A 25,905-nucleotide genomic window follows, 5' to 3' on the forward strand; every position below is an offset into this window, starting at 1 on the left:
TCGCTAGGACCAGCGAGCTGACGCTGATTAACCGCCGCGGCAAGAACCCGGCAGGTACTTCGCCGGCATAGCAGTGGCAGGGGTGCCGCCCGGGCCGCAAACCCACTTGAACACATTGGTGCCGACATCGCCGTTAACGAGCGCCGTATTGGCGTTCTTGTAGGGCACCAGCGTAATTTGCTTGCCCGCAGCGTCCTTCAGATCGACGGCGGTCGTCGGAGTCGACACCGTGATGACACCCGCGTTGTTCGTCGTGATCGAGAACACATACTTGCTTGCAGCGCTGGCGGCGTCTCCGGTGGTGTTCGCCTCACAACCCCACATATTTGCGTCGGGCAGGACGTTGCTTGCAGTGGACTGAACCGTTTCCGTCACGCTGGTGCGGCACTGGGACGCGGCCAGCACGACTTCCGACACCTTGGCGCGGATGGTGTAGTCCTGGTACGCCGGCAGGGCCACGGCGGCCAGGATACCGATGATCGCCACGACGATCATCAGTTCGATCAGGGTGAAACCCTTTTGCAGTTGACGCTTCATAGAACCTCCAGTGTGTTGTCGAAGAAGCGCTGAGGTTTTGCAACTGCTGTGCCAGGACCCTAATTAGAACCAAAATACTATTATTGGATCAACATCCTGGTCATCAGGAACAATTTTGTCCCTCGGCGGGCGCGTTACTTGATGCACACCGACCTGACCTGCTTCAAATCCGTCAGCCCCATCATGATCTTTTCCATGCCGTCCATCTTGAGGGTGCGCATGCCGGTCTCGACCGAGGCGGCGAACAGCTCCGCCACCCGGGCCCGCTCCTGGATCAGTTTCTTGACCTGCTCGTCGGCCACCAGCAGCTCGTGCAGCCCCAGCCGGCCCTTGTAGCCCGTCTTGCCGCACTTGTCGCAACCCACCGACCGGTAGAACTTGAGCTGGCCGTCCTCGCCGTAGGTATCGACCCAGTCCTCGTACAGCTTCTGCGCCTCGCCGCCGGGGTCGGCCTTCCAGGCGGCGGAGTGCCGCAGTTCCTCGGAGTACTCCTTGATGAAGGACCTGAGCTCCTCGGACGAGGGCACGTAGGCCTCCTTGCACTCGCACAGCTTCTTGGCCAGCCGCTGCGCCAGGATGCCCAGCAGGGCGTCCGCGAAGTTGAACGGGTCCATGCCCATGTCCAGCAGGCGGATGATGGATTCCGGCGCCGAGTTGGTGTGCAGGGTCGAGAACACCAGGTGGCCGGTGAGCGAAGCCTCCACGCCCATGGACACCGTTTCCTTGTCGCGCGACTCGCCCACCATGATGATGTCCGGGTCGGCGCGCAGGAAAGCCCGCATGACCAGCGCGAAGTCGATGCCGGCCTTCTTGTTGACCTGCACCTGGCGCAGGCCCTTCTGCGTGATCTCGACCGGGTCCTCCGCCGTCCAGATCTTGGTGTCGGGCGTGTTCAGGAACTTCAGGATGGAGTGCAGTGTGGTGGTCTTGCCCGAACCCGTGGGGCCGCACACGTAGAACAGGCCGTAGGGCTTGCTCACGGTCGTTTCCAGGCGGTCCTTGTTGTGCGGCGTCAGCCCCAGCTTCTCCAGCGGGATGGGCTCGCCCGAGGCCAGGATGCGCATCACCACGTCCTCGACGCCGCCCGAGGAGGGGATGGTCGCCACGCGCAGCTCGATGTCCAGCGGCCCGAATTTCTTGAACTTGATCTTGCCGTCCTGCGGCTTGCGCTTCTCGGAGATGTCGAGGTCGCACATGATCTTCAGGCGCGTCACCAGCGCCTGGCGGAAATGCGAGGGCACCTCGATGTAGGGCAGCAGCCCGCCGTCCACACGGAAGCGGATGCCGGTCTTGGCCTTGCCGGGCAGCGGCTCGATGTGGATGTCGGAGGCGCGCTGGTTGTAGGCGTCGACGATGACCTTGTTGACGAACTTCACCAGCTCGTTGTCGGCGGCCGCGGACTCCAGGGAATCGTCGTTCTCGTCGTCCAGCGGGCCGCTCAGGTCGGCCAGCAGTTCGTCGATGGAGGCTCCTTCCGAGGCGCCGTACAGCTGGGCCAGGGTTTCCTCGAACTCCGTGTGCGTGGTGACCCGGTAGGCGAACTTGGTGTAACGCTGGAAGACCTGCGGAACCACGCGCGAACCGCGCACGGCCTCCGGGTCCAGGCACATCACCAGCAGGCCTTCCCGCGTGTCCTCCAGCGGGATCCAGCCCTGCTCCTCGACGAACTCGCGCTTGAGCGGACCCTGGATGATTTCCGATCGGATGCGCCCGGCGTTGAACGGCTCGTAAGCCACGCCGAAGTACTTGGCCAGCGAGGGACCGATCTGGGCCGGGCGGACCTGGAAGTCCGACATCAGCACGTTCTCGACCGACCGGCCCTCCTCCCGCGCCTTCTGGATGCAGCGCCGCAGTTCGTCGGCCGTCAACACCCCGTCGACGACCAGGCCGTCGTACTTGGTGGCCCTGCGCCGCTGGCCCTCCTGCGCCTTCTGCATGCGCTGGCGGATGGCCGTCGCCAGCGTCTTGCACAGCTGGGTGGCGCCTTCCACCTCCAGCTCGCCGAAGGTCTGGTCGCTCTTGTTGTTGATCACCTGCAGCACGCCGTGCAGGTCGTCGGCATCGATGATGGGCAGCACCAGCATCTGCTTGGTGCGGTAGCCCGAGCGCTTGTCCACCTCCTGCAGGAAGGTGAGCGTCGGGTGGATGCGGCGCAAGGCGTCATCGTCGTACACGTCCGCGATGTTGAGCATCTGGCGGCTCAGGGCGGCATAACCGGCGATGCTCTGCGCGCTGACCGGCAGCTTCAGTTCGCGGCTGGTGTTCAGCCCGGTCTTCACCTTGGAGACGATGGCGCTGCGGTCCTCGTTGACGGCATACAGGGTGAGCCGGTCCGCATTGAGCAGCTTGCAGATGTGCGGGCTCACCTCGAGCATGATCTGCTCCAGGTTCTCGGTCTCGTGGATCCGCGTGGTCACCTGCTGCAGCTGACGGTAGAACAGGGCCTCGAACGAAACGCCGCGCTTGTCGGGCGGCAGCTGCTGCGAATCGAAGAAGGCCTGCTCGGAATCCCGAGCCGGCTTGACGACGGCGCTCATAACTCGAACTCCTGGCCGGCGCGCAGCCAGCGGATGTCGTGGGAGACATCGGGACCGAAAGGCTGCGTCTGGTCGAACTTCTGGATCTCGGCCATGATCAGCTCGGTCTCGGCGGGTTTGGTGTGCGTGATGTAGATCGGAAAGCCCTTGGCCTTGTCGATGCAGTCCAGCTCCTGGGCCAGCGCCAGCGGCGACAGATGGAGGCTGCGCCGGGCCAGTTCCTGCTCCCGGTTGCTGAAAGCGGTTTCGATCACCAGCGCGGCCACGTCCAACTGGTTGATCCGTTGCCAGAACGCGGGGTTGCGCTCGGTGTCGCCGGTGAACACCCAGCTGGCACCGCCCGCGCTGACGGCGAAGCCGACCGCCGGAACCGTGTGGACGGCCGGCAGGACCTCCACGGCCTTGCCGCCCAGCTGCAGCACCTGGCCGACCTGCAGCTCGTGGAAGCTGATGAAAGGGGCCTCCGGGCTGGGGATGCGGCTGAAATCGGGCCAGATCACGTTGTTGAAGACATGGTCCTTGAGCGCGCCTATGGTGCCGGCCAGCGCATGCACGCGCACGGGTTCGGTGAGCTGTGACGCCACCGCGTCGATCATGAGCGGCAGCGCCGCCACGTGGTCCAGGTGGGAATGGGTCAACAGCACGTGCCTGACCTTGCGCATCTCGTCCAGCGTCAGGTCGCCCACGCCGGTGCCGGCATCCACCAGCACGTCCTCGCCGACCAGGAAGGAGGTGGTGCGACAGCCTCTCGCGATGGCTCCAGAGCAGCCCAGCACCCGCACCTTCATCGCACTGCTCCTCACTTGGTTTCGAAGTTGGCGGCCCCGTCCCACCCGGGGTCGAACGGACGCAGCCCCGTCGAGGCTACACGTCGCGGATACAGCTCGTAAAGGTAGTTTTTGCTTACACGCGCCGAAGCGAGGAGATCGGAACACCGCTCCGAAGCGTCAGGCCGCGGGGGCACGCCGGCACCTCAGGCCTGGACGAACTGCATCTGGGTGCCGGCCAGTTCGAGCATGTCGCCGTTCTTCAGGGTGACGGGCTCGGCGCCGATGGCGGCTCCGTTGAGCGTTGGCTTGTTGCCGCCTTCGACATGCGCCACCACGAACCCATGGGGGCGCTTGGTGATGGCGGCCACCGCCACCCCCGGCTTGCCGATGGTGGTGACCACCTTCACCAGCGGCACCTCGCGGCCGGCGGCGGCGCCTGACAAGACCTTGATGGCTGCATTCACGCCGCTCAGGTCCGCTCCCGTGGCATCGATCCGCCCGGCGGACGCCGCCGCGGCAAGGCCTCCAGCACCGGCCTTGAAGATCATGGTCTTCTCGAAATTGGCCCCGGGCGCCTCGTTGACGTACTTGATCTTGTACTTGCCGATCTCGACCGTGTCGTTGTTCTGCAGCAACTGCTTCTTGACGGCCTTGCCGTTCACATAGCTTCCGTTGGTGCTGTTGAGGTCCTCAAGATAGACGTCGCTGCCGGTCATCTGCAGCACGGCGTGCTCGCCGCTGACCGCGAGGTTGTCGATCACGATGTCGTTGTACGGCCGGCGACCGAGCGTCGTGCGGTCCTTGGTGAGCTGTACTTCCTTGATGACGACACCGTCGATCGAAACGATCATCTTCGGCATGGTCGACTCCTGTATGGCTTTCGTTCGAATGGGTGCTTCGGGCTATTTTCCCAGCAATCGGGAGATCAGCCCTCTTTTCGCGCTGCCGGTGTTGGCGCGAGCAAGCAGGACGGAGATGTTGTCCCTGCCCCCATTCGCATTCGCCGCGTCGATCAACTGGTTGGCCTTTTCCTGGAGAGAGGCGTCGGCGGCCAGGATGCGCGCGATCGCGAAGTCGTCCAGCATGTCGGACAGACCGTCCGAGCACATCAGGTACAGGTCGCCCGCTTCCACCCGGTGTTCACCGACGTCCAGCAGCACCGCATCCTCCACGCCCAGCGCGCGGGTGACCAGGTTCTTGTTGGATGAGGTGGCGGCCTGTTCGGGCGTGATCAGGCCCGCGTCCATCTGCTCCTGGAGCAGCGAGTGGTCCTTGGTGATCTGGGCGAACTCGCCGGCCCGCATCCGGTAGCAGCGCGAGTCGCCGATGTGGCCCAGCATCAGCCGCGCGTCCTGGAACACGCCCACCACCAGGGTGGTGCCCATGCCGCTGTACTGCGGATTGGAGTTGGCGGCATTGAAGATGGACCGGTTGGCGTTGTCCACGCAGATCTCCATCGCCCGCCGCACCTCGCGCGCGTTGGCATGGCGACCGGCCTGCGCGAGCCAGCGACCGAGCTCCGACTTGATGAAGGTGGTGGCCATGCCGCTGGCGATCTCGCCCGCGTTGTAGCCGCCCATCCCATCGGCCAGCACGGCCAGGCGCGTCGGCTCGTCGACGGCAACGGAGTCCTCGTTGTTCTCTCGGGCCAGACCAGGATCGGTTTTGAGGCAAAACTCGTAGTTCATAGATCACCCGGTCAGGCCTGCTCGTCGGCTTCGCCCTGGGTCGTGGACGGCACGGCGGCGCGTCCCGGGACCGGCGCCCGCTCGAATGCGGCTGCTTTTCTTGCCTCCACTGTGCGGGTCGCATCATAGCCGCCCGCTGCCGACGGGGAAGCGGCCGCAGCGGCCACCGCCAGCGCCGCCACCGAGGCGCGCAGGTCCGCCGCGAACTGCTCTCCATCCTGGTAGCGGGCCTCGAGCCGCTTGCTCAAGGACAGGGCCACCACCTCGGCCAGCCGGTCGGGCAGCTCGGGACGCACGGAGCGGACATCGCGGGCGTCCTCGTTGGCGATCTTGTAGGTCAGCTCGGCCATCGATTCGCCGCGGAAAGGCAGGGTGCCGGTGAGCATCTGGAACAGCATCACCCCCAGCGAATAAAGGTCCGAACGGCCGTCCACCCGCTTGCCGGCGATCTGTTCGGGCGACATGAAACTGGGCGTGCCCAGCACCATGCCGGTCCTGGTCTTGCTCGAGTCGATGACGCGGGCGATGCCGAAGTCGGTGATCTTGAGGTTCTCGGTGTCCGGCTCGTACATGATGTTGGCCGGCTTGATGTCGCGGTGCACCACGCGTTGGCGGTGGGCATAGGCCAGCGCCTCGGCCACGCGCGCCACGATGGACACGACGCGCGGCACCGGCAGCAGCCGGCCGGGCTTGCAGAAATCAGCCAGGTTGCGGCCCTTGAGGAATTCCATGGCGATGTAGGCCAGGTCATGCTCCTCGCCGGCATCGAAGATGGTGACGATGTGCTGGTGCTGCAGCCCGCCCGCGGTCTCGGCCTCGCGGAAGAAGCGCTCCCGGGCGTCCTCCAGCTCGTTGCCCTCGAACTCCCGGCCAAGCGCCAGGGTCTTGATGGCGACCACGCGGCCGATCTTGGGGTCTCGGCCGAGATAGACCGCGCCCATGGCGCCCTTGCCCAGCTCCCGCTCCAGCTGGTAGCGCCCGAGCATGGGCTTTTCCACCGCGCCACCGGCCAGCAGGTTGCCACCCAGGTGGTGGCTGCCGCCCAGGATGATGGTTTCCGAGAGGTTCTTGGCGCGATGGAGCTTGCTTTGCAGGTCCTTGTAGCCGGAACTCCAGGCGGCCATGTGCTCGTACACCGCCTGGGCCTTGTTGAACTGGCGCTTGCGCTCGAAATCCAGCGCCAGGCTGTAGAGGTTGTCCATGACGGCATCGCCCAGCGGCACCCGGCGGAAGCGGTCGAAAGCCATGTCGAGCTGGCCCTGGCCCTGCAGCGCCAGGCCCATCATGCGGTTGGTCTCGGCGGACTCGTCGTCGGCCTTGAGCTTGCCGGCTTCGGTGACGAGAAAGCGCTTGGTCGTCAGGGCCAGATGGCCGAGGGCCAGCAGGCTGGCCGGGAACACCAGCTCCAGCCACAGCGACGCGCCGGCCAGCAGCAGGAACTCCGATCCGATCAGAAGCGCGAACACGCCCGCGGTGGCGGAAGCGCCCATGCCGGCGGACAGGCGCGGCAACAGGGCGACCAGGTAACCGGCCACGGCAAGGAAGGCAGCGAAGGCGGTCCAGGTCGCCCAGGCGGGCTGCACGATGAAGTGTTCGCGCAGGATGCTGGATGTAATGTGGGCCATCATCTCCGCCGGGGAGAGGCCGGCATGGCCCGGCACGGGAAAGGTCGTGCCCACGCCGGCCGCGGTGGCACCGATCAGCACGATCTTGTCGGCGTATTTGGCCGCGGGAATCTTGCCGCTCAGCACGTCGTAAAAGGAGTCCACCGCGAAAGGCGCCTTGCCATCGCGTGCCGGATAGAACTGCGGCAGCATGCGGCCGAGCTCGTCGGTCCGGACGCGCAGCTTGCCCACCTGCACCGACTCGCCGGGATACAGCCGGATGTCGGCGAGGCCCAGGTTCAGGCTGCGGGTCGCCGCCAGCAGGGCCAGTGATGGCAGCGCCTGGCCGAAGTAGTTCACCAGCAAGGGGTCGTCGCGCACCGCCCCGTCCACGTCGTTGAGCTGGTTCAGATGCCCTATCCCGGCGGCCGCGCTGCCGATCAGCTCGATCGGGTACTGGCCCCGCACCGCCGGCACGGAGAAGCCCGCCGCATCCTCGACCGCATTCCTGGCGACGTAGGGCGGCAGCGGCGCGTCGGGATTGCCCTGGGGCTGCGCCAGCTCGAAGACCGAGGGCACCAGCACGTTGCCGGCCTTGCGCATGCTCGCGGCCAGCTTGGCATCCGCGTCCAGGGCCTGTTCCGCCTCGGCGATCAGCGCGGCGGCCCTTCCGCTGGCGCCGCTGCCGAGCGCCTGCTTGATCCTGCGGATGAAGGCGAGACCGCGATCGGCCTGCGGTTCGAAGAAGAAGGTCGTGTGGACGATGGTCTTGGCCTGGGCGGCCGCCAGCCGGTCGATCAGCTGGGCATGGATGTCGCGGGGCCAGGGCCAGCGGCCGATGTTCGCGATGCTCTGGTCGTCGATGGCGATGATCACGATGCGATCGGACGGCTGGCGCGAGGTGTGGGTGCTGGCGAAATCGTAGAAACGGCGCTCCAGCGTGGCGATGGCGTCGGTGCCCTGGTGCAACCCGACCACGGCCACCACCACCAGGATGGCCAGCAGCCAGTCACGACGCCAGAAACTGCCGCGCTTGCCCGATAAAGAAATGCCCAATTCCCCCGCCCATGTCAGATTGCAGCTGATGGATGCGGAAGCACCGCCGCCGCACACTGACCCGCCTCACCATGATGGGCTGCAGGACTTTCGCGGACCAAAGTTAACAGAGCGCACTGGCGCGGACAAGGGAGTTTGTCACGCGGCCAGTACGTTTGGTTGCAGACGACTCAGTTGCCGGTGGCCGGTGTGGCGGCCCGTCCCCGCCGCTGCATCAGCTTGCCGATGATCAGCACCAGCAGGGCGCCCACGACCGCCGCCGCGTACTCCCAGGTCTTGGCCGCCGGAACATAGGGTGCGACGCCCGGATCGGTGTAGATCATCTGGCCGGCGATCCACCCCAGCAGCATCGCGCCCAGCGTGATGATGATGGGGAAACGATCCATCAGCTTGAGCACGATCTGGCTGCCCGCCACGATGATGGGGATGCTCACCACCAGGCCGAAGATGACCAGGAACAGCTGGTGGTCGCCGGCGCCCTGGGCGGCGCCCGCGATGGCCAGCACGTTGTCGATGCTCATCACCAGATCGGCCACGATCACGGTCTTCACCGCACCCCAGAGCTTGTCCGTCGGGTTGATGTTGGCGTGGTCGTCTTCGTCGTGCGGCACCAGCAGCTTGACGCCGATCCACACCAGCAGCGCGCCGCCGACCAGCTTGAGGTAGGGGATGGCCAGCAGGGCCAGCGCGAAGGCGATCAGGATGACGCGCAGGATGATCGCGCCGGCCGTGCCATAGATGATGCCCATCTTGCGCTGCTTCGGCGGCAGGCCGCGGCAGGCCAGGGCGATGACGACGGCGTTGTCGCCGCCGAGCAGGATGTCGATCAGGATGATCTGGCCGACGGCAACCCAGAACGACGGGTTGGACAGTGCTTCCATCATGTTCGGCTTCTCCTCAGAGCAGCGACTTGAGCAGCTTGGCCATTTCGGACGGGTTGCGCGTCACCTTGAACCCGCTCTCCTCCATCACCGCCAGCTTCGCATCGGCCGTGTCGGCTCCGCCGGAGATCAGCGCCCCGGCGTGGCCCATGCGCTTGCCGGGAGGCGCCGTCACGCCGGCGATGAAGCCGACCACCGGCTTCTTCATGTTCTGCTTGCACCAGCGGGCGGCGTCCGCCTCGTCGGGGCCGCCGATCTCGCCGATCATGATCACGGCGTCCGTTTCCGGATCGTCGTTGAAGGCCTTCATCACGTCGATGTGCTTCAGGCCGTTGATCGGGTCGCCGCCGATGCCGACCGCGCTGGACTGCCCCAGGCCGATCTCGGTGAGCTGCGCCACCGCTTCATAGGTGAGCGTGCCGGAGCGCGAGACCACGCCGATGCGGCCCTTGCGGTGGATGTGGCCGGGCATGATGCCGATCTTGATCTCGTCTGGCGTGATCAGGCCGGGGCAGTTGGGGCCCAGCAGCAGCGTCTTCTTGCCGCCCTTGGCTTCCTTGGCCTTCATCCTGCTGCGCACTTCCAGCATGTCGCGCACCGGGATGCCCTCGGTGATGCAGATGGCCATGTCCAGGTCGGCCTCGACCGCCTCCCAGATGGCGGCGGCGGCGCCGGCGGGCGGCACGTAGATCACCGAGACGGTGGCGCCGGTCTGCTGCTTGGCTTCCTTGACCGAGGCGTAGATCGGGATGTTGAAGATCTTCTCGCCGGCCTTCTTGGGGTTCACGCCGGCGACGAAGCAGTTCTTGCCGTTCGCGTATTCCTGGCACTTCTCGGTGTGGAACTGGCCGGTCTTGCCCGTGATGCCCTGGGTGATGACCTTGGTGTCCTTGCTGATGTAGATCGACATGTCTTGTCCCTTAAACCTTCTTCACCGCAGCCACGACCTTTTGCGCGGCCTCGGCCATGGTGTCCGCGCTGATGATGGGCAGACCCGACTCGGCCAGCATCTTCTTGCCCAGCTCCTCGTTGGTGCCCTTCATGCGCACCACCAGCGGCACGTTCAGGTTGACGGCGCGGCAGGCGGTGATCACGCCCGTGGCGATGGTGTCGCACTTCATGATGCCGCCGAAGATGTTGACCAGGATGGCCTTGACCTTGGGGTTCTTCAGCATGATCTTGAAGGCCTCGGTCACCTTCTCGGGGGTGGCGCCGCCGCCCACGTCCAGGAAGTTGGCCGGCTCGGCGCCGAACAGCTTGATGGTGTCCATGGTCGCCATGGCCAGGCCTGCGCCGTTGACCAGGCAGCCGATGTTGCCGTCCAGGCTGATGTAGGCCAGGTCGAACTTGCTGGCCTCGATCTCGGCCGGGTCTTCCTCGTCGAGGTCGCGCAGCGCCACGATCTCGGGATGGCGGAACAGCGCGTTGGAGTCGAAGTTGAACTTGGCGTCCAGCGCGATGATGTTGCCCTTGCCGTCGCGGTTGAGCGGATTGATCTCCACCAGCGACGCATCGGTGTCCATGTAGCAACGGTACAGCTTCTTGAGGACGTCCGTGGCCTGGGCGGTGGAGTTCGCGGGCAGGCCGATGCCGCCGGCGATCTCCCTGGCCTGGGCGTCGGTCAGGCCGGTGAGCGGATCGACGAACACCTTGATGATCTTCTCGGGCGTGGCATGGGCCACTTCCTCGATGTCCATGCCGCCCTCGCTGGAGGCGATGAAGGCCACCTTCTGCGTGGCGCGGTCGGTCACCACCGAGACGTAGTACTCCTTCTGGATGTCGGCACCGTCCTCGATGTACAGGCGCCGCACCTTCTGGCCTTGCGGGCCGGTCTGGTGGGTCTTGAGCTGCATGCCCAGGATCTCGCCGGCCAGGCGCTTGACGTCGTCGACCGACTTGGCCACCTTGACGCCGCCGCCCTTGCCGCGGCCGCCCGCATGGATCTGCGCCTTCACCACCCAGACCGGGCCGCCGAGCTTCTGCGCGGCTTCCACCGCCTCCTGGACCGTGAAAGCCGGAATGCCGCGCGGCACGGGCACGCCGAAGCTGCGCAAGATCTCCTTGCCCTGGTACTCGTGAATCTTCATTGAGGTGTCTCTTGAGGAACTTTGAGGGTGGCCCGGCGCGGGACTGCAAGGCCGGGCCCGCGGGAGCGGAAAAGAGCCTTGAACTGTATCATGCTGCAACGCAACAAAGGCCTGCGCTGGCTTACAGTGGCCATACGCAGTTTCCACAGGACAGACCATGCCCAAAGTCTTCATCGACGGTGAGGCCGGCACCACCGGCCTGCAGATCCGTGAGCGGCTGGAAAGGATGCCGGCGATCGAGCTGGTCAGCATCGCGCCGGAGCGCCGCAAGGACCCGGCGGCCAAGCGCGAGCTGATGAGCGGCGTGGACCTGGTCATCCTGTGCCTGCACGACGACGCGGCGCGGGAGTCGGTGGCCATGGTCGACCAGATCGGCCGCAGCGGCCGGGCCCCGCGCGTCATCGACGCCTCGACGGCGCACCGCACGGCCGAGGGCTGGGTGTTCGGGTTTCCTGAACTGCAGGCCGGCCAGCGCGAGGCCGTCGCCGCGGCGCCGCGGGTCAGCAATCCCGGCTGCTATGCCACCGGGGCCATCGCGCTCATCCGCCCGCTGGTCGATGCCGGCATCGTGCCTCCGGACTTCCCGCTGGCGCTGCCGTCGGTCAGCGGCTACAGCGGCGGCGGCCGCAGCATGATCGAGGCCTACGAATCCGGCCACGCGCCGGCCTACGAGGTCTATGCCCTGGGGCTCAAGCACAAGCACCTGCCCGAGATCATGAAGTACACCGGCCTGACGCGGCGGCCGATCTTCATTCCTTCGGTGGGCAATTTCGCCCAAGGCATGCTGGTGCAGCTGCCGCTGCACCTGGACACGCTCCCCGGGCACCCCCGGCCGGCCGACCTGCACGAGGCACTGGCCGCCCACTACCGCGGCAGCGAATGGGTAGCGGTGGAGCCGCCGACGGAAGACGGCAAGCTCGACCCCCTGGCGCTGAACGGCACGAACAAGATGGAGTTGCGGGTCTACGCCAACATGGACCACCACCATGCCGTGCTGGTGGCCCGGCTGGACAACCTGGGCAAGGGCGCCAGCGGCGCGGCGGTGCAGAACCTCAAGCTGATGCTGGGGTTGTAAGCGCCGCCTTATCCAGCGGCATCGTCCTCGTAGCCACCGGCCAGCACCCGGTGGATGACCTCGCCGCCGAAGCCCCGGGCCGCCAGGAACCGCGCCTGCCTGCCGCGTTCGGCGGCGTCGCGCGGCGGGCCGTCGAACTTGCGGCGCCATACCTCGCGCGCGCGCTGCAGCTCGGTGCCCTTGAGCTGGGCCAGGGCCTGCTGCACCAGCTCGCCGTCCAGCCCCTTGGCCTGCAGCTCCTGGCGGATGCGCCCGGCGCCCAGCCGGGGGGCACGGCGGTTCAGGACCGACTCGGCCACCCGCTGGTCGCTGATGAAACCCTTGCCTTGCAGCTCGTCCAGGATACGGCGCAGCTGGCCCGGCGCTTCCTCGTGCGGGGCCAGCTTGCGCTCCAGCTCGGCACGGGAGTGCTCCCGGCCGCTGAGCAGGCGCAGGGCCCGCCCCTTGAGCGACGGCGGGCCCCCCAGCGGCATGGAGGATTACTCCGCCTCGGCGTCGGCCGGCAGCAGCGGGATGCCCAGCGACTCGCGCACCTTGTTCTCGATCTCGCGGGCCAGCTCCGGGTTCTCGCGCAGGAACTCGCGCGCGTTGTCGCGGCCCTGGCCGATCTTCTCGCCGTTGTAGGCATACCAGGCGCCGGACTTCTCGAGGATGCGGGCGGTGACGCCCATGTCGATGATCTCGCCATGGCGGCTGATGCCCTCGCCGAACAGGATGTCGAACTCCGCCGTCTTGAACGGGGGCGAGACCTTGTTCTTGACCACCTTGACCTTGGTCTCGTTGCCGATGGCCTCCTCGCCCTTCTTGATGGTGCCGGTGCGCCGGATATCCAGGCGCACCGAGGCGTAGAACTTCAGCGCGTTGCCGCCGGTGGTGGTCTCGGGGCTGCCGAACATCACGCCGATCTTCATGCGGATCTGGTTGATGAAGATGACCATGCAGTTGGTCTTCTTGATGGTGGCGGTGAGCTTGCGCAGCGCCTGGCTCATCAGGCGGGCCTGCAGGCCGGGCAGGGAGTCGCCCATCTCGCCTTCGATCTCCGCCTTGGGCGTGAGCGCCGCCACCGAGTCGACGACGATCAGGTCCACGGCGCCCGAGCGCACCAGTGAATCCACGATCTCCAAGGCCTGTTCGCCGGTGTCCGGCTGGCTGATCAGCAGGTCGGACAGGTTCACGCCCAGCTTCTGCGCGTACTGCACGTCCAGCGCGTGCTCGGCGTCGACGAAGGCGCACTGGCCGGCCTGGCGCTGCATCTCGGCGATGACCTGCAGGGTCAGCGTGGTCTTGCCCGAGGATTCCGGGCCGTAGATCTCGATCACCCGGCCGCGCGGCAGGCCACCCACGCCCAGGGCGATGTCCAGGCCCAGCGAGCCGGTGGACACGACCTGGATGTCCTCCAGCTTCTCGCCTTCGCCCAGGCGCATGATCGTGCCCTTGCCGAACTGCTTCTCGATCTGGGCCAATGCCGCCTGCAGGGCCTTGTTCTTTTCGGTGTCGCCGGCGATCCGGGTACCCTTGACTTGTGCATCCATGGAAAGCTCCTTGTGAATCAATGAGTTGCGTCAGTTCATCCCGGTGGTCATATCCACAGCCTGGATGCTTGACCAGTACTCTAACGGTCGGCAAACGGCGAAGCAATCGATTTTTTGGTCAGTTTGCCTTACGATCCGGCCATGACCGATGACCGCTGGCGCGAGACCCACCTGGGCCGCCTGCTGGGCCATGCTTCGCGGCGCTTCGACGAGCGCGTGCTCCACCTCATGGCGCACAACGTGGAGGTACCGCTGGCCCTGTCCAACCTGGCGGCGCGCGCCCAGGTAGGCGCCGCCCACATCCACATCACCCGCCACCTGGCGCTGGAAGGCTCGCGCCTGACCGATCTCGCGGCCCAGGCCGGCATGACCAAGCAGGCCATGGGCGACCTGGTGACGCAGTGCGAGGCCTGGGGCCTGGTGGTGCGCGAGAGCGACCCGCACGATGCCCGCGCCCGCCGGGTGCGCTTCACCGCGGTCGGCCTGGCCTGGCTGCAGGCCTTCAAGGACGCGGTCGCGCAGGCCGAGGCCGAGTTCCGGGCCGAGGTGGGCGAGGCCGTGGCCACCGTGGTCGGCATGGGCCTGGAAGCCTACGCCGGCCCGGCCGCCTAGAATTTTCCCCAGGGCGCCCGGCAGACGGCGTTGCATCAACAGGAGACAAGCCATGCGCATCCTCATCGCGGAAGACGACCAGGTCCTGGCCGACGGCCTGCTGCGCAGCCTGCGCGCCTCGGGCGCCGCCGTGGACCATGTGGCCAGCGGCACCGAGGCCGACGCCGCGCTCATGACCAACAACGAGTTCGACCTGCTGATCCTGGACCTGGGCCTGCCGCGCATGCACGGCCTGGAGGTGCTGCGCAAGCTGCGCGGCCGCGGCTCGTCCATGCCGGTGCTGATCCTTACGGCCGCCGACAGCGTGGAGGAACGCGTCAAGGGCCTGGACTACGGCGCTGACGACTACATGGCCAAGCCGTTCTCGCTGCAGGAGCTGGAGGCGCGGGTGCGGGCGCTCACCCGCCGCGGCATGGGCGGCACCAGCAGCGCCATCCGGCACGGCCCGCTGGTGTACGACCAGGCCGGCCGGGTCGCCACCATCGACGGCAGGATGGTGGAGCTGTCGGCGCGCGAGCTGGGGCTGCTGGAGGTGCTGCTGCAGCGCGCGGGGCGCCTGGTCAGCAAGGACCAGCTGGTCGAGCGACTGTGCGAGTGGGGCGAGGAGGTGAGCAACAACGCCATCGAGGTCTACATCCACCGGCTGCGCAAGAAGATCGAGAAGGGCCCGATCCGCATCGCCACGGTGCGCGGCCTGGGCTACTGCCTGGAAAAGATCCAGGCCTGAGCCAAGTGAAACTGTTCCAGCGCGAGCAGCGCTCCCTTTTCGGCGAGATCCTGGACTGGATGCTCACGCCGCTGCTGCTGCTGTGGCCGGTGAGCCTGGCGCTGACCTGGCTGGTGGCCCAGGGCATCGCCGGCAAGCCGTTCGACCGCGCGCTGGAATACAACGTGCAGGTGCTTTCGCAGCTGGTCACGGTGCAGCAGCAGCGGGTGGCGTTCAACCTGCCGCAACCGGCCCGCCAGATCCTGCGGGCCGACGACACCGACCACCTGTACTACCAGGTGCTGGGCACGCGCGGCGAGCTGCTGGGCGGCGAGCGCGACCTGCCGCTGCCACCGCCCGACGAGGCGCCGGTCTCCGGCGAGGTGCGCCTGCGCGACGCCGAGCTGCGCGGCGCCGAGGTGCGGGTGGCCTACACCTGGGTGCGCACGGATTTGCCCGGCGCGCCGCCGGTGCTGGTGCAGGTGGCGGAGACGCGCGAGAAGCGCTCGGTGCTGGCCACCGAGATCATCAAGGGCGTGATGCTGCCGCAGTTCGTCACCCTGCCGCTGGCGGTGCTGCTGGTGTGGCTGGCGCTGGTGCGCGGCATCAAGCCGCTGTCGCAGCTGGAGGAGCGCATCCGCGCGCGCCGGCCCGACGACATGTCGCCGCTGGACGAGAAGGCCGTGCCGCTGGAGGTGGCGCCGCTGGTGTCCTCGGTCAACGACCTGCTGACGCGGCTGAAGGACTCCATCGCCACGCAGAAGCGCTTCCTGGCCGACGCCGCCCACCAGCTCAAGACGCCGCTGGCCGGCCTGCGCATGCAGGCCGACCTGGCCCAGCGCGAGGGCTTCAGCGCCGACGACCTCAAGCAGTCGCTCAAGCAGATCGGCCGCTCCAGCATGCGCGCCACCCACACCGTCAACCAGCTGCTGGCGCTGGCGCGCGCCGAAGGCAGCGGCCGGCCGCTGGCGCTGCAGGCCTGCGACATCGCCGAACTCACCACCGAGGCGGTGCAGGACTTCCTGCCGCGCGCGCTGGACCGTCGCATCGACCTGGGCTACGACGGGCCGCGGGCCGGCAGCGCCGGCCTGGCGGTGGAGGGCAACCGCACGCTGCTCAAGGAGATGATCAGCAACCTGCTGGACAACGCCCTGAACTACACGCCGTCCAGCGCCGAGCACCCGGGCGTGGTCACCGCCCGCGTCCTGCCTGACCCGTTCGGCCAGGGGCTGGTGCTGCAGGTGGAAGACTCCGGTCCCGGCATCCCCGTTGCCGAGCGCGAGCTGGTGTTCCAGCCTTTCTACCGGGTGCTGGGCAGCAACGTGGACGGCAGCGGGCTGGGCCTGTCCATCGTGCGCGAGATCGCGCGCCAGCACGGCGCCGAGATCGAGATCGACGACGCCCACCCCGGCGCCACGCCGCCCGGCACGCGCGTGAGCCTGCGCTTCGTGCGCCAGCGCGCCATCACCCGCCAGCCGCCGGCGCCGGTACCGGCACCGGCACCGGCCGATCAGCCTGCCTTGTAGACGTTCAGCTGCAGCCGCTCGCGCTCGATGACGCGCGCCACCGCCGGCAACTGCGCCACCTTCTGCACATGGGCCCACAGCGCCGGAAAGCCCGTGGGATCGATGCCGGCGAAGCCGCCCCAGCGCAGCAGGGTGAGCGCATAGGCGTCCAGCGGGCCGAACTGCGCGCCACCCAGCCAGGCCTGGCCGCGGCCGGCCGCCGCCTGCGCCAGCGCCTCGATCTCGCCCAGCATGGGCCGGTACAGGCCGGTGTTGTAGGCCTTGATCGCCGCCTGCGCCTCGGGCTGGTCGGTGAACTTGAACGGCATGAACACGTGGGTGAAGGTGGGATGCACCGTGTTGTTCATCCAGGCCAGGGTTTCCATCACCTTGGCGCGCGCCAGCGGCTCGGCCGGCAGGAAGCCGTGCCGCGGGAAGCGCTCGTGCAGCCAGCCCACGATGGCCACGATCTGGGTGATCACCTGGCCGTCGGCCACCAGCACCGGCACCTGGCCGCGCGGGTTGACGGCCTTGTACTCGGGGCTTTGCTGCTCGTTCTTGTGCAGCTTGACCAGCACCGGTTCGAACGGCTCGCCGGTGGTCTCCAGCAAGGCATGCGGCACGAACGAGCAGGCGCCGGGCGAGAAGTAGAGCTTGAGGGTCATGGCCGTCCAGTCTCCTTGATGAGATTCAGCGGCAGGGCCGCAGGGTCGCGCCGCCCAGGGTGGTGCGCAGTTCGTCCAGACGCGGTCGCAGCAGCTCGTCCACGGCCGGCAGCCGCAGCGCCACCCCGTTCAGCTCGGGCCGCTCCTGCACCACCCGGGCAGTGCGCACGCCGCGCCGGGCCAGCAGGTCCAGCGCGCGCTCGGCGGCCGCCTGCGTTCCATAGCCGCCCAGGGACAGCCCTGGCTCCAGCGCTTGGTTGGCCAGCGGCTCGAAGCTCACACCCAGCTGGCGCAGTTCGGCCTTCTTGCGTTCCACGCCATCGGGCGCCGGGTACCTGCCCATGTAGACGATCCAGCGGCCCGGCTCGATCGCGGGGTCCAGGCTCCAGCTGCCGGCGGGCCAGGCGGCCAGCGCGGGGCGCAGCGTGCCGGCCAGCGCGTCGTCCAGCGGGCCGGCCTGCAGGCACTCGCTGGGCCGGGCGATCACCACCACGGTCTCCAGCCGCGCCAGGTCCTCGGCCGACACGATGCGCACGGCATCGGGCCGGATCTGCTGCTCCAGCCGCTGCGGTTCGGACTGCTGGGCCGGCGCCAGGCCCCAGGACTGCAGCCGGCCCTCCGACCAGGCGTAGTAGGCGACATTGGCCAGCAACAGGAGCAGGACGACGAAGCGCAACATGGCCGGGCCGGGCGTTCAGTCCGCCACCGACCCGGGCGGCACGGGCCTGACGCTGACTTCGGAACTGGTAACGCTTTTCATGCCGGCCGCAGTATGCACCAGCAGGGCGCCGTCGTCGCCTACGCCATGGGCCGTGCCGGCCGTGCCGTCGCTGAGCGCCACGGCGCGTTCGCGCAGCGCGTCGCGCGCGGCGTAACGGGCCTGGAAGGGCGCGAAACCGTGCTGCTCGAAGCCCTGCAAGGCCTGCACCAGCGGCAGCGCGATGCGGTCCAGGGCGGCGGCCGCGTCGGCTTCGGGCCACAGCTCGCGCAGGCTGGCCGGCGGCGTGGACAGCCCCTCGGCCGGCCGAGGCGCGATGTTGATGCCGATGCCGACCACCGCGTAGCGCCCGGCGCCGGGCGCCGCGCCGGCGGCCGACGCCGTCTCGACCAGGATGCCGGCCAGCTTGCGGCCGTCCAGCCACAGGTCGTTGGGCCATTTGAGCGCGATGCGCGGATGCAGGGCCTCGGCCACCGCCACGCCCACCGCCAGCGACAGCCCCGACCAGCCGGCCGGCGCATAGGGCAGGCCCAGCGAGAACGTCAATGAGTCGCCCGGGGCGCTGGCCCAGGCGCGCCCCAGCCGGCCGCGGCCCGCGGTCTGCCGCTGCGCCACCAGCAGCACGGGCTCGGCGCGGCCGGCGCGCGCCCGGCGCATCAGCTCGGTGTTGGTGGAGTCCAGCTCGGGCAGGATCTCCACGGTGAAGCCGGGCAGCCGGGGCGCCACCCGCTCCCACACCGCTTCGGCCGGCCAGCGCATCCCGCCGCCCTCAGCGCCGGCGCTTGGGCGCCAGCAGCGTCCCGCGGCAGCCCCTGGCGCCGCACCAGCAGGGGTACTCGGCCTTGAGCTTCTTGGTGTAGGGCTCGTCGATGATCAGCCCGTAGTCGTAGTTGAGCTCCTCGCCAACGCGGATGTTGCGCAGCGCCTTGATGAAGACGCGGCCGTCCTCCTCGTCGGCCTCGCAGTTCGGGTCGCAGGAATGGTTGATCCAGCGCGAGGAATTGCCGCCGTACAGGGCGTCGATCACCCGGTCCTCGTCGACATGGAAGTAGAAGGTGTGGTTGGGGTCGCCGGGGTCGTGCGGGTGGCGGCGCTGCGCCTCCTTCCAGCTGATGATCTCGCCCACGTATTCGATGATGGTCTCGCCTTCGGCGATGTCCTGGACGGCGAACACGCCCTTGCCATGGATGCCCGACCGCCGGACCTGGATTTTCCGGCCGGCGCCGGCGCCGCCCCCTGCTGCTGTTGCTGGCATTCGCGAAACTCTGATAAGTTGAGATGTGCACATGCGCGCGTACGCGTACGTACGCGCGAGAGCCGAGATTGTAGAAATGTCCAAGACACTCATCATTGCCGAGAAGCCTTCCGTCGCGCAGGACATCGTGCGCGCCCTCACGCCCGTGGCCGGCAAGTTCGACAAGCACGACGAGCACTTCGAGAACGACCGCTACGTGGTCACCAGCGCCGTCGGCCACCTGGTGGAGATCCAGGCGCCCGAGGAGTTCGACGTCAAGCGCGGCAAGTGGAGCTTCGCCCACCTGCCGGTCATCCCGCCGTACTTCGACTTGAAGCCGGTGGACAAGACCAAGGGCCGGCTCAACGCCGTGGTCAAGCTGGCCAAGCGCAAGGACGTGACCGAACTGGTCAACGCCTGCGACGCGGGCCGCGAGGGCGAGCTCATCTTCCGGTTGATCGAGCAGTTCGCCGGCGGCGGCAATCCGCTGGGCAAGCCGGTGCGGCGGCTGTGGCTGCAGTCCATGACCCCCCAGGCCATCCGCGACGGCTTCGAGCAGCTGCGCACCGACCGCCAGATGGAGGGCCTGGCCTCGGCCGCGCGCTCGCGCTCCGAGGCCGACTGGCTGGTGGGCATCAACGGCACGCGCGCCATGACGGCCTTCAACTCGCGCGACGGCGGCTTCTTCCTGACCACCGTGGGCCGGGTGCAGACGCCCACGCTGGCCGTGGTGGTCGAGCGCGAGGAGCAGATCCGCAGGTTCGTCAGCCGCGACTACTGGGAGATCCACGCCAGCTTCCTGGCCGAGGCCGGCGAGTACCCGGGCAAGTGGTTCGACCCCAAGTGGAAAAAGAACCCCGACGACGCCGAGCAGAAGGCCGACCGGGTCTGGACGCTGCAGGAGGCGCAGGCCATCGCCGACGCGGTGCGCGGCAAAGCCGCCACCGTCACCGAGGAATCCAAGCCCACCACCCAGGCTTCGCCGCTGCTGTTCGACCTGACCTCGCTGCAGCGCGAGGCCAACGGCCGCTTCGGCTACTCGGCCAAGACCACGCTGGCACTGGCGCAGTCGCTGTACGAGCGCCACAAGGCGCTGACCTACCCGCGGACCGACTCGCGCGCCCTGCCCGAGGACTACCTGGGCACCGTCAAGCAGACCATGCAGATGCTGGCCGCCAGCGGCATGCGCCACCTGGCCCCGTTCGCCCAGCAGGCCATCGACGGCAACTACGTCAAGCCCACCAGGCGCGTCTTCGACAACAGCAAGGTCAGCGACCACTTCGCCATCATCCCCACGCTGCAGGCGCCCAGCGGGCTGTCGGATGCCGAGCAGAAGCTGTACGACCTGGTGGTGCGGCGCTTCCTGTCCATCTTCTTCCCCAGCGCCGAGCACCTGGTGACCACCCGCATCAACCAGGTGGTGGGCCACCACTTCAAGACCGAGGGCAAGGTGCTGGTCAAGCCGGGCTGGCTGGCCATCTGGGGCAAGGAAGCCGACGTGGAGGGCGACGAGAACAGCAAGACGCTGGTGCCGGTGAAGCCCGGCGAGATGGTCCGCACCGAGTCGGTGGAGGCCAGGGGCCTGAAGACCCGGCCGCCCGCGCGCTACTCGGAAGCCACGCTGCTGGGCGCGATGGAGGGAGCCGGCAAGCTGGTGGAGGACGACGAGCTGCGCGAGGCCATGCAGGACAAGGGCCTGGGCACGCCGGCCACCCGGGCCGCCATCATCGAGGGCCTGATCAACGAGAGGTACATGTTCCGCGAGGGCCGCGAGCTGATCCCCACGGCCAAGGCCTTCCAGCTGATGACGCTGCTGCGCGGGCTGGGCGTGGAGGAGCTCTCCCGCCCCGAGCTGACCGGCGAGTGGGAGTACAAGCTGGCGCAGATGGAGCGCGGCCAGTTGAGCCGCGACGCCTTCATGCAGGAGATCGCCGAGATGACGAAGCACATCGTCAAGAAGGCCAAGGAGTACGACCGCGACACCGTCCCGGGCGATTACGCCACGCTGAAGACGCCCTGCCCCAACTGCGGCGGCGTCGTCAAGGAGAACTACCGGCGCTACAGCTGCGTCGGCCGCAAGGGCGACGGCAGCGACGCCTGCGGCTTCTCGTTCACCAAGATCCCGGCCGGCCGGGCTTTCGAGCTGCACGAGGTCGAGCAGTTCCTGCGCGACAAGCGCATCGGCCCGCTGGAGGGCTTCCGCTCCAAGGCGGGCTGGCCGTTCACCGCCGAGATCGCGCTCAAGTACGGCGAGGAAGAGAAGAACTGGAAGCTGGAGTTCGACTTCGGCGACGAGCAGGACCCGAGCGAGACCGGCGAGCTGGTGGACTTCGGCGCGCAGCAGCCGCTGGGCCCCTGCCCCAAATGCGCCGCCCGGGTGTTCGAGTTCGGCAAGAACTACGTCTGCGAGCGGTCCGTGCCCACGCCGCAGCAGCCCACCCCCAGCTGCGACTTCAAGACCGGCCAGATCATCCTGCAGCAGCCCGTCGAGCGCGAGCAGATGCAAAAGCTGCTGGCCACCGGCCGGACCGACCTGCTGGACAAGTTCGTCTCCATGCGCACGCGCCGCCCCTTCAAGGCGCGCCTGGCCTGGGACGCCGAAGCCGGCAAGGTGAATTTCGAGTTCGAGCCGCGCGAGAGCAAGTTCCCCCCGCGCAAGGGCGCGGGCGCGGCGCGGCCGGCAACGGGCAAGACCGCGCCGCGCAAAGCAGCTGTCGGCAGGAAGGCAGGCGCGGCCATTCCTGCCGACAAGGGCACTGCTGCCGCCAAGAAGGCCGCCGGCGCGAAGCCTGTGGCTGCCGCCAAGAAAGCCGCGGCACCCAAGGCACCCCGCAAGACCGGTCCCGGCCTCACGCCCAGCCCGCAGCTGGCCGCCGTGGTGGGCGCCGAGCCGGTGGCCCGCACCGAGGTCATCAAGAAGCTGTGGGACTACATCAAGGCCAACGGCCTGCAGGATGCCGCCAACAAGCGCGCCATCAACGCCGACGCCAAGCTGGCCGCGGTGTTCGGCAAGCCACAGGTGACCATGTTCGAGCTGGCGGGCATCGTCGGCAAGCACCTGTCGTAGGCACGGCCGTTCACGGCATCGTGCGCCGCGGACGGCATGCCTGCCTACAGGAGCGGCGGCGGTCCGGCGCTAGATTGCGGCCGGGGGTATCGACATGCTCAAGGCTCTGGCGCTCAACTGCACGCTGAAGAAATCCGGCGCGCCGTCTTCCACCGACCGGCTGCTGTCCGAGCTGCGGGACGCCTTCGCCGGCCAGGGCGTGGAGACCGAGGCCCTGCGCGTGGTGGACCTGAACATCCTGCCGGGCGTCAGCTCGGACGAAGGCCCCGGCGACGACTGGCCGCGGGTGCGGCAGAAGATCGTGCAGTCGGACATCCTGGTGCTGGGCACGCCGATCTGGCTGGGCCAGCCCTCCAGCGTGGTCAAGCGCGTGCTGGAGCGGCTGGATGCCTTCCTGGGCGAAACGGACGAGCGCGGCCACATGCCCAGCTACGGCAAGGTGGCGGTGGTGGCCGTGGTGGGCAACGAGGACGGCGCGCACCATGTGGCGGCCGAATTGTTCCAGGCGCTCAATGACGTGGGCTTCACCATCGCGGCCAGCGCCAGCACCTACTGGGTGGGCGAAGCCATGGGAAAGACCGACTACCAGGACCTGCCGCAGCGGCCCTCCAACACGGCCCAGACCACCGGCATCGCCGCGGTCACCGCGGCGCATCTGGCGCGGCTGCTGAAGACGGGCGCCTACCCGCCCATCCCCAAGGGCTGAGCGGCCGGGCTCAGGCCTTGGCGCGCGCGGCCGCGTTGCGCTTGCGCGTGGCCGCCGCCTTCCTGGCCGAGGCGGAGCGTTCTTCCGGCGAGCGTGCCGCCGAAGCGCGGCCGCCCGCCTTGCCGCCCTTCTTCGACGGGTCGGTGTTCATGGGCTTGCCGCGGCCGGAGCCGCTTTTCTTGCCACCGCCGGTCTCCTTGTTGACGGTGGCCCAGGCGCGGCGCTCGGCCTCGTCCTTACCGAGGCCGCGGCTTTCGTAGCTCTCCTCGATGTGCTCGGCCTGGCGTTTCTGCTTGTCGGTGTACGCCGATTTATCTCCACGTGGCATGGGAACCTCCGGTGCTTGCTGCCATCGCAAAGAGTAGGGCCGCGCGCCGGCGCCGCCGCGTCGGTGGGCGGCGTTACGGCTTGTCGGCCACGTCAGGGACGCTGTCGGCGCCCTGTCCGACACGCCGGGCGCCGCGTCGCCGCGTACCCCGTTCACGGCCTTCGTTAGTGGGGCCGGATCTTCACGGAGAAAAGCACCATGTTCAGACTTCTTCTTTCTACCGGCCTGGCCGTTTTGCTGGCAGCCTGCTCAAGCATGTCGGGTGGTGGTGGCGGCTCCAGCGCCGGTTCAGCAAGCGACACCCGCACCATGGGCGGCTCGGACGGTTCCATGCGGACTCGCAGCCCGCATGGCACCGGCGGCCCCGTGGGCGCCAGCGGCGGCGGGCCGAGCTGAGCGGCAAAGCTGCTCAGGCGGGGCGCCGCAGGTGCCAGGCCTTGGGCCGGGCAAAGGCCTGGATGCCGTAGCGCGACAGCGTGAGCCCCACGCCGGAGTCGCCGACCCCGCTCCACGGCAGGCGTGGGCTGACGCGGTCGCAGCAGTTCCAGTACACGCTGCCGGCGTGGACCTGCGCCAGCAGCTGCCGCGCGCGCCGCTCGTCCGGCGTGTAGACGCCGGCCGTCAGGCCGTAGCGCGTGTCGTTCATCAGGCGCACCGCCTCGGCGTCGTCCCGCACCTTCTGGATGCCGATCACCGGCCCGAAGCTTTCCTCGCGCATCAGCTGCATGCCATGGTCCACGCCGCTCAGCACGGCCGGCGCGAACCAGTGGCCCGGCCCGGGCAGGCGCCGGGCGCTGCCGGTGTGCAGCAGCGCACCCTTGTCCACCGCCTGCGCCACCTGCGCCTCCAGCACCGCCAGCTGGGCGCCGCGCGTGAGCGGGCCGATGTAGGTCTCCTCGCTCATGGGCGGCCCGAGCCTGAAGCCCTGCACCGTGCGCACGAAGGCCGCGACGAAGGCGTCGTGCACCTGCTCGTGCACGTAGATGCGCTCGACCGAGCAGCAGCTCTGGCCGGTGTTGTACATGGCGCCGTCGGCCAGCGCCTGGGCGGCCGCCTCGGGGTCGGCGTCCTCGCAGACGTAGGTCGGGTCCTTGCCGCCCAGCTCCAGCTGCAGCTTGACCAGCCGGGGACCCAGCGCCTGCGCGATGCGCTGGCCGGTGGCATGCGAACCGGTGAAGAACAGGCCGTCGATGGGCTGCGCCAGCAGCGCGCCGCCGACCTCGCCCGTACCCACCAGGGTGCGGAACACGCCCGGCGGCACGCCGGACTGGTGCAGCAGGCGCTGGATCTCCAGGCCGGTCATGCTCGCGTACTCGGACGGCTTGTACAGCACGGCATTGCCGGCCAGCAGCGCTGGCACGATCACGTTGCAGCCGACGAACCAGGGGTAGTTCCAGGCCGAGATGTTGGCCACCACGCCCAGCGGCACCTGCTCGATCTGCTCGGTCATGGCGCCGTCGGCCCAGACGGTTTCGCTGGCCAGGGCGCGGGGCGTCTCCTCCAGGAAGAAGTCGAGGCGCGCCATGAGGCCGTTCAGCTCGTTGCGGGACATGCGGACGGGCTTGCCCGTCTCGCGCGTCATGACGGCGGCCAGCGATTCCAGCTCGCCGCGCACCGCCTCCCGGAAACGGCCCAGGCAGGCCAGCCGCTGGTCCAGCGGCTGCATCGCCCAGGCCGGCTGGGCGGCACGCGCCGCGATGGCCGCCGCCTGCACCGATGCCGCGTCGTCGCAGGCCAGCTCGGCGATGCGCTGGCCGTCGGCCGGGTTGATCACCTGCAGCGTGCTCACTGCCGCAGGCTCCCGCGTTCCTTGGCCGCGGACACCGCGGCCAGGAAGTCCTGCAGCAGCGCCGCGTCGTCGATGGTGGCCATGTCCGGCTGGTGGAACTCGGGGTGCCACTGCACGGCGGCGATGTACGGCTTGTCCGGGTCCTTGCGGCGGATGGCCTCGACCACGCCGTCCTCGTGGCTCACCGCCTCGGCCACGAACTCGTCGGACAGGCGCTTGATGCCCTGGTGGTGGATGCTGTTGACCCGCGCCCGCTCCACGCCGGGGTAGAGCTGCGACAGCCGGCTGCCGGGGAGGATCTCGATGCTGTGGTGGTTCAGGTCGTAGATGTCGGGGTCGCGGTGCCGCAGCGAATCCGGGATCTGGGTGTTGATGTCCTGCCACAGCGTGCCGCCGAAGGCCACGTTGAGCAGCTGCAGGCCGCGGCACACGCCGAACACCGGCTTGCCGTGCGACTCGAACGCGGCCACTAGGGCCTTGTCGTACTCGTCGCGGATGCGGTCGCCGCTCCAGCGCTCCTCCAGCGGGACCTCGCCGTAGCTGCCGGGCCAGACGTCGGCGCCGCCGTGCAGCACCAGCCCGTCCAGCCACTGCGCGTAGTGCTCGTAGGTCACGTCGCCGCGCGCCGTGCTGCCGGTCGGGCAGGGCACCATCACGACCATGGCGCCGGAGGACATGATCCAGTGCGCGATCGACTGCTCCACGTACTGCAGCGTCTTGTTGGTGAAGAGCGAGCGCGTGGGGTCGGCGTGGGAGAAACAGGCGGACAGGCCGATCTTCAGGCGGCTGGCGGCGATCATGGACGCTT

General features: G+C 68.3%; 24 protein-coding genes. 6 read left to right on the forward strand and 18 right to left on the reverse strand.

Annotated elements, in window-relative coordinates:
* Nucleotides 1–27: 27 nt before the first annotated feature.
* The 9 genes from RTA_RS19100 to sucC form a co-directional block, all read right to left on the reverse strand.
* Entirely contained in the window at nucleotides 28–537 is a 510-nt protein-coding gene (locus RTA_RS19100) for a pilin (RefSeq protein ID WP_013903077.1), read from the reverse strand.
* Between the two features lie 134 nt (nucleotides 538–671).
* Complete coding sequence (locus RTA_RS19105; RefSeq protein ID WP_013903078.1) at nucleotides 672–3,074, reverse strand: GspE/PulE family protein; 2,403 nt, start codon at nucleotides 3,072–3,074, stop codon at nucleotides 672–674.
* Entirely contained in the window at nucleotides 3,071–3,862 is a 792-nt protein-coding gene (locus tag RTA_RS19110) for a 3',5'-cyclic-nucleotide phosphodiesterase (RefSeq protein ID WP_013903079.1), read from the reverse strand. Before RTA_RS19110 ends, RTA_RS19105 begins: the two co-directional genes overlap by 4 nt.
* Before the next feature lie 185 nt (nucleotides 3,863–4,047).
* Nucleotides 4,048–4,704 carry an FHA domain-containing protein gene (locus RTA_RS19115; protein WP_013903080.1) on the reverse strand — a complete coding sequence of 219 codons (657 nt, stop codon included), beginning with the start codon at nucleotides 4,702–4,704 and terminating at the stop codon, nucleotides 4,048–4,050.
* 42 nt (nucleotides 4,705–4,746) lie between these two features.
* On the reverse strand, nucleotides 4,747–5,532 hold the full coding sequence (locus tag RTA_RS19120; RefSeq protein ID WP_013903081.1) for a Stp1/IreP family PP2C-type Ser/Thr phosphatase: 786 nt from the start codon (nucleotides 5,530–5,532) through the stop codon (nucleotides 4,747–4,749).
* Between the two features lie 11 nt (nucleotides 5,533–5,543).
* A complete protein-coding gene (locus tag RTA_RS19125; protein ID WP_049871343.1) occupies nucleotides 5,544–8,192 on the reverse strand; it encodes a CHASE2 domain-containing serine/threonine-protein kinase in 2,649 nt (882 codons plus the stop codon).
* A 170-nt stretch (nucleotides 8,193–8,362) separates the two neighbouring features.
* Entirely contained in the window at nucleotides 8,363–9,073 is a 711-nt protein-coding gene (locus RTA_RS19130; protein ID WP_041676608.1) for a TerC family protein, read from the reverse strand.
* Nucleotides 9,074–9,089: 16 nt separating this feature from the next.
* A complete protein-coding gene (gene sucD, locus RTA_RS19135) occupies nucleotides 9,090–9,983 on the reverse strand; it encodes a succinate--CoA ligase subunit alpha (RefSeq protein ID WP_013903084.1) in 894 nt (297 codons plus the stop codon).
* Between the two features lie 10 nt (nucleotides 9,984–9,993).
* Nucleotides 9,994–11,160 carry an ADP-forming succinate--CoA ligase subunit beta gene (gene sucC, locus RTA_RS19140; RefSeq protein WP_013903085.1) on the reverse strand — a complete coding sequence of 389 codons (1,167 nt, stop codon included), beginning with the start codon at nucleotides 11,158–11,160 and terminating at the stop codon, nucleotides 9,994–9,996.
* 157 nt (nucleotides 11,161–11,317) lie between these two features.
* On the opposite strand from sucC, the gene argC reads away from it, so the two are divergent.
* Nucleotides 11,318–12,235, forward strand: coding sequence for an N-acetyl-gamma-glutamyl-phosphate reductase (gene argC / locus RTA_RS19145; RefSeq protein ID WP_013903086.1), 918 nt, complete (start codon nucleotides 11,318–11,320; stop codon nucleotides 12,233–12,235).
* A gap of 8 nt (nucleotides 12,236–12,243) precedes the next feature.
* Here argC and recX read toward each other — a convergent pair whose 3' ends face one another.
* The gene (recX, locus tag RTA_RS19150) at nucleotides 12,244–12,708 is read right to left on the reverse strand and encodes a recombination regulator RecX (RefSeq protein WP_013903087.1); all 465 of its coding nucleotides are present in this window, start codon (nucleotides 12,706–12,708) and stop codon (nucleotides 12,244–12,246) included.
* A gap of 6 nt (nucleotides 12,709–12,714) precedes the next feature.
* Entirely contained in the window at nucleotides 12,715–13,767 is a 1,053-nt protein-coding gene (gene recA / locus RTA_RS19155; RefSeq protein ID WP_013903088.1) for a recombinase RecA, read from the reverse strand.
* Nucleotides 13,768–13,908: 141 nt separating this feature from the next.
* On the opposite strand from recA, the gene RTA_RS19160 reads away from it, so the two are divergent.
* Genes RTA_RS19160 through RTA_RS19170 form a run of 3 tightly spaced genes read left to right on the forward strand, consistent with a single transcriptional unit; the run spans nucleotide 13,909 to nucleotide 16,611 of the window.
* Nucleotides 13,909–14,379, forward strand: coding sequence for a MarR family winged helix-turn-helix transcriptional regulator (locus RTA_RS19160; protein ID WP_041675774.1), 471 nt, complete (start codon nucleotides 13,909–13,911; stop codon nucleotides 14,377–14,379).
* A gap of 52 nt (nucleotides 14,380–14,431) precedes the next feature.
* Nucleotides 14,432–15,106 carry a response regulator gene (locus tag RTA_RS19165; protein WP_013903090.1) on the forward strand — a complete coding sequence of 225 codons (675 nt, stop codon included), beginning with the start codon at nucleotides 14,432–14,434 and terminating at the stop codon, nucleotides 15,104–15,106.
* A 5-nt stretch (nucleotides 15,107–15,111) separates the two neighbouring features.
* Nucleotides 15,112–16,611, forward strand: coding sequence for a sensor histidine kinase (locus RTA_RS19170; protein ID WP_013903091.1), 1,500 nt, complete (start codon nucleotides 15,112–15,114; stop codon nucleotides 16,609–16,611).
* Here the strand turns inward: RTA_RS19170 and RTA_RS19175 are convergent.
* Genes RTA_RS19175 through RTA_RS19190 form a run of 4 tightly spaced genes read right to left on the reverse strand, consistent with a single transcriptional unit; the run spans nucleotide 16,596 to nucleotide 19,228 of the window.
* The gene (locus RTA_RS19175; protein ID WP_013903092.1) at nucleotides 16,596–17,255 is read right to left on the reverse strand and encodes a glutathione S-transferase family protein; all 660 of its coding nucleotides are present in this window, start codon (nucleotides 17,253–17,255) and stop codon (nucleotides 16,596–16,598) included. The two genes, RTA_RS19170 and RTA_RS19175, sit on opposite strands and share 16 nt — an antisense overlap.
* 25 nt (nucleotides 17,256–17,280) lie before the next feature.
* On the reverse strand, nucleotides 17,281–17,934 hold the full coding sequence (locus tag RTA_RS19180; protein WP_013903093.1) for an SPOR domain-containing protein: 654 nt from the start codon (nucleotides 17,932–17,934) through the stop codon (nucleotides 17,281–17,283).
* Nucleotides 17,935–17,949: 15 nt separating this feature from the next.
* Nucleotides 17,950–18,732: a biotin--[acetyl-CoA-carboxylase] ligase gene (locus RTA_RS19185; protein WP_013903094.1), complete on the reverse strand. Its 783-nt coding sequence runs from the start codon at nucleotides 18,730–18,732 to the stop codon at nucleotides 17,950–17,952.
* 10 nt (nucleotides 18,733–18,742) lie between these two features.
* Nucleotides 18,743–19,228, reverse strand: a complete 486-nt coding sequence (locus tag RTA_RS19190) for an SET domain-containing protein (protein WP_013903095.1) — start codon at nucleotides 19,226–19,228, stop codon at nucleotides 18,743–18,745.
* A 76-nt stretch (nucleotides 19,229–19,304) separates the two neighbouring features.
* Here RTA_RS19190 and RTA_RS19195 point away from each other — a divergent pair, with 76 nt between their 5' ends.
* Nucleotides 19,305–22,274 (forward strand): DNA topoisomerase III, encoded by a 2,970-nt coding sequence (locus RTA_RS19195; protein ID WP_013903096.1) that lies wholly within the window; start codon nucleotides 19,305–19,307, stop codon nucleotides 22,272–22,274.
* A gap of 94 nt (nucleotides 22,275–22,368) precedes the next feature.
* Complete coding sequence (locus tag RTA_RS19200) at nucleotides 22,369–22,980, forward strand: flavodoxin family protein (protein WP_013903097.1); 612 nt, start codon at nucleotides 22,369–22,371, stop codon at nucleotides 22,978–22,980.
* Between the two features lie 10 nt (nucleotides 22,981–22,990).
* Here the strand turns inward: RTA_RS19200 and RTA_RS19205 are convergent, their stop codons facing one another.
* From RTA_RS19205 to RTA_RS19215, 3 genes are all read right to left on the reverse strand, one after another.
* Complete coding sequence (locus tag RTA_RS19205; RefSeq protein WP_013903098.1) at nucleotides 22,991–23,308, reverse strand: hypothetical protein; 318 nt, start codon at nucleotides 23,306–23,308, stop codon at nucleotides 22,991–22,993.
* A 409-nt stretch (nucleotides 23,309–23,717) separates the two neighbouring features.
* A complete protein-coding gene (locus tag RTA_RS19210; RefSeq protein ID WP_013903099.1) occupies nucleotides 23,718–25,097 on the reverse strand; it encodes an aldehyde dehydrogenase family protein in 1,380 nt (459 codons plus the stop codon).
* A complete protein-coding gene (locus RTA_RS19215; protein WP_013903100.1) occupies nucleotides 25,094–25,897 on the reverse strand; it encodes a gamma-glutamyl-gamma-aminobutyrate hydrolase family protein in 804 nt (267 codons plus the stop codon). Before RTA_RS19215 ends, RTA_RS19210 begins: the two co-directional genes overlap by 4 nt.
* Nucleotides 25,898–25,905: the final 8 nt, after the last annotated feature.

This window comes from Ramlibacter tataouinensis TTB310, assembly GCF_000215705.1.
Classification (GTDB): Bacteria; Pseudomonadota; Gammaproteobacteria; order Burkholderiales; family Burkholderiaceae_C; genus Ramlibacter; species Ramlibacter tataouinensis.